Annotated in this window: 3 protein-coding genes; 2 read left to right on the forward strand and 1 reads right to left on the reverse strand. The window is 36.3% G+C overall.

Translation table 11 applies throughout. The annotated features are described in order from the left end of the window. Both CWB85_RS23005 and CWB85_RS23010 read left to right on the forward strand, forming a co-directional pair. On the forward strand, positions 1–295 hold a 295-nt coding region (locus CWB85_RS23005), incomplete at its 5' end, for a group II intron maturase-specific domain-containing protein (RefSeq protein ID WP_349304074.1). 43 nt (positions 296–338) lie between these two features. Next, complete coding sequence (locus CWB85_RS23010) at positions 339–512, forward strand: Retron-type RNA-directed DNA polymerase (protein ID WP_138554856.1); 174 nt, start codon at positions 339–341, stop codon at positions 510–512. Positions 513–590: 78 nt separating this feature from the next. Here CWB85_RS23010 and CWB85_RS10610 read toward each other — a convergent pair whose 3' ends face one another. After that, a complete protein-coding gene (locus CWB85_RS10610) occupies positions 591–2,972 on the reverse strand; it encodes a hypothetical protein (RefSeq protein WP_138554857.1) in 2,382 nt (793 codons plus the stop codon). Positions 2,973–3,151: the final 179 nt, after the last annotated feature.

Raw genomic sequence — 3,151 nt, forward strand, 5'->3', positions numbered from 1 at the left:
AGTGAACGAATCGAAAAGTCGGGTCGGTCCAGTATCAGGCTCGAAATTTCTCGGGTTTACCTTCCGCTACGGTCAAGTGCAGATCCACGAACAGGCGCTAAAGAAATTTAAAGCAAATGTCAGGGAGCTCACTAACCGCAACTGGGGGATCTCAATGACCCTACAAATTCATAAACTCAAACAGTATTTGCGCGGCTGGGGACACTACTCCCTAATAGCCAACGCTTATCAGCTAACGGTGGATTTAGATCATTGGCTCCGCCGCAGGATAAGAATGTGCTACTGGCTGCAATGACGCTCTTTTCAAAGGAATAGCACGCACAAAAGTACGCTGTTTAATGAAATTGGGTGTTAGCGAACGACTCGCCATTGCATGTGGTATCACCAGTAAAGGTCCTTGTAGAAGCTCAAAAACAAAAGGAATTAACATTGCACTAGGCAATGACTATTTAGCGTCAAAAGGTTTAGTGTCATTGAGAGATATTTGGATCAATATTCATTACGGGAGATGAACTGCCCATTGCACTTCCTGCAAATGAAAAGCGCATGATGGGTGGTGTGGGGGCTGGAGGAGACCTCCGGCTACCCGATTAGCTCTCGTGAATTTCATCTTGCTCAGTTTCGGATACAGAAACAATCTTCCTTCTCCTTGGGTAATTCTCCCAATGCCTTGAAAATTCACTACTAATCCTAATTTTAAACATTAAATTAGAGTTTGGTAGCCCAAGCAAGTTACAAGGAGCTATTACTATAGGTTCACCGAATTTAGGTTTTGGAAGACCTGACACTACTGCTGGTCCAAAAGATTTAAACTCTTTTCCTCTGTAGTCTTCAAAAGTAAACTCTATTCCATTAAAACTATCTTTTCTTTCAGAGGTTAATGAAAACGATTTAGGAAAATACCTACCAATATCCGACATCTCTACTGCTTGCTGCAATCTGGTTGCACATGCAATCATTTTATCAATTTCAGGGAAAGAATCTTCATCACGAAAATGATCTATACCATTTCGAATAGAGGCCAAATCTGATTGGTTAATTAACCTGATAATTGAAGCTAAGCCATCTTTATATAAGGAAAATTCCCTCACGTCAGTGTCAGCCCAAAACTCCATGTGACGAAATGGAAAAGGTCGTAATTCATCATGAATGTAATGAGGAAGGTCATCCTCATTCCTTTTTAACTTGTCTCTTGAGGTTTCTTCTAAATTATTTAGCCAAGTTAATAACTCAGATAAAAAATAAAGTAATACACCTAAGGAATTATCTCCTTTAATTGACCATTCAATCGAATTATCGCTGCTATTGGACAAGTACTTTCTGACCCGTTGGCGACCAATATCTATATCATAAACAAATTTACTTTCACTGAAATGGTCATTTGATAGCAACCAAACATTATATGAAATCAACCTATCAAGGTATTCTTCTAATGAAACAAATAAATTGACACCAATCGATCTTATTCCTTCGCGATCAGATTCATCATCAATTTTATTAATTGATAAAGCTTTTTCATTAAAAGAGGTTAACCTCGCTTTTAGCCTTAAAAGCAAATCATCATATTCATTAGGAGCAAAACCTAGTTTCCAAAGCATCCTTTTAACTGCTTTACTATTTGAACCTTGGATTAAATCTAAAGAAAGCTTTATATCATTACATATTTTCTTTGTAACAGAACTGATGCTTAAAATTAAATCTGTAACTGTCTTCTCTGGACCATACTCCCTTGCATAGATTGTTAAAGATTCTCTAGCGTCACGCCCATTCACTTCTCTTAATTTCCACTCTAGCTCTTGTGTAATCCCATCACTGTAGTACGCATTCCAGATTAAAGCAGTTAGATTAATCAATGGGTTTTCTATTCTCGATCTGATACCGAAAGACGATAATTCACAAATATCATCTCCACTTCTACCTCTATAGTAAAACTTAGCCTTTCTAATTTCTCCGATTGGGATTTTTATTTTGTTTGCTGCGGTTAATTCATCAATATATTGGATTAATTGATTATCAGATAAAGTCATTAATAATTGTAATTGTTCCTCAGCACTTAATCGTTCAGCAACTTCTTCTGGCTTACCTGTTCCATCCGATTTTTTCTTAGGCGGTGAACTTATTAGTTCTCTTAGTTGATTCTTCGACTCTCCCTTTAAGGCACAAGCAAGCAAAGCAGTCCTTTCGTTACCAAATAAACTTTCAGCTATTAACTCCATAATTGCAGAATAACTTCGCCAATGTTCCAATTCACCTTTCCGGTGAATCCACTTCAATGCAGGAGCCCACTCAGATGGTGGTCCATAATGTTTTTTAACTGCTGTTTCTGTTTGTTGGTAAACATCCTGTAATTTACCATTTACGGGAGGAACTAAATTTACAAAGTGTGGAGCATTGCAACCAGTATCAGAACAGTGCCAAAGCGGTAGAGTCAATGTTGGTGGAACAAACCTAGGAACACTAGAATTTAAAACTCCTAGTGGACCTATAATTATATCACTCACTTGAGATATACCTTTTGGTGTTCCTGTCAAGAGCGTCTTTGTATCTTCGGGTAATAAATGCTTGGTTTTATTCGTTTTTATGTAATCATTAAATCGATCATATAACAATCGACCAAACCTATAAGGAAATGTAATTTTTTCACCTAAAATCTCTTGTGATAAAAGCCTTTGTATTTCATCTATATTAGATTTTTCATGATCAAAAATTAAATTATGGTGAAAAAAACGACCGAACAAAGACATGAAAAAGTACTCATCTTTAGCTATTCCGGTTTCTTCTATTATTTGATTTACAATTTCTTCACCTGAAACACTAAGTGTTAAATAGTGAACCCACTCTTTTGATGCAATATAATCCTCAGGATAAACTGCATTTTTCCAAAATAAACTAAGGGAATAAAGACGTTCTAATTGTTCAATATTCTCAATACTTTTTATAAGTTCTTTTGTATCGGCTTGAGATTTCCACATCTGAAATTCCTTTTTTAGGATAGATTGCCTAAGAGAGCTAACGTCTTAGTATTTATACGTTACGTTGTTTGTATCGTATAAATACCTTGTTGAACGAAGCATACTCCTCACTCAACATTTTTATTGGTATGCTTAATGCTATAGGAATTCTCTTTTTTAGGGAAGTTGTTGATTGCAGT

This window comes from Pseudoalteromonas sp. S1727 (genome assembly GCF_005886375.1).
GTDB classification, from domain to species: Bacteria; Pseudomonadota; Gammaproteobacteria; order Enterobacterales; family Alteromonadaceae; genus Pseudoalteromonas; species Pseudoalteromonas haloplanktis.

Coding starts and splice junctions, on each gene's coding strand:
- CWB85_RS10610 (WP_138554857.1), bottom strand. CDS start 2,972: ATGTGGAAATCTCAAGCCGATACAAAAGAACTTATAAAAAGTATTGAG.
- CWB85_RS23010 (WP_138554856.1), top strand. CDS start 339: ATGAAATTGGGTGTTAGCGAACGACTCGCCATTGCATGTGGTATCACC.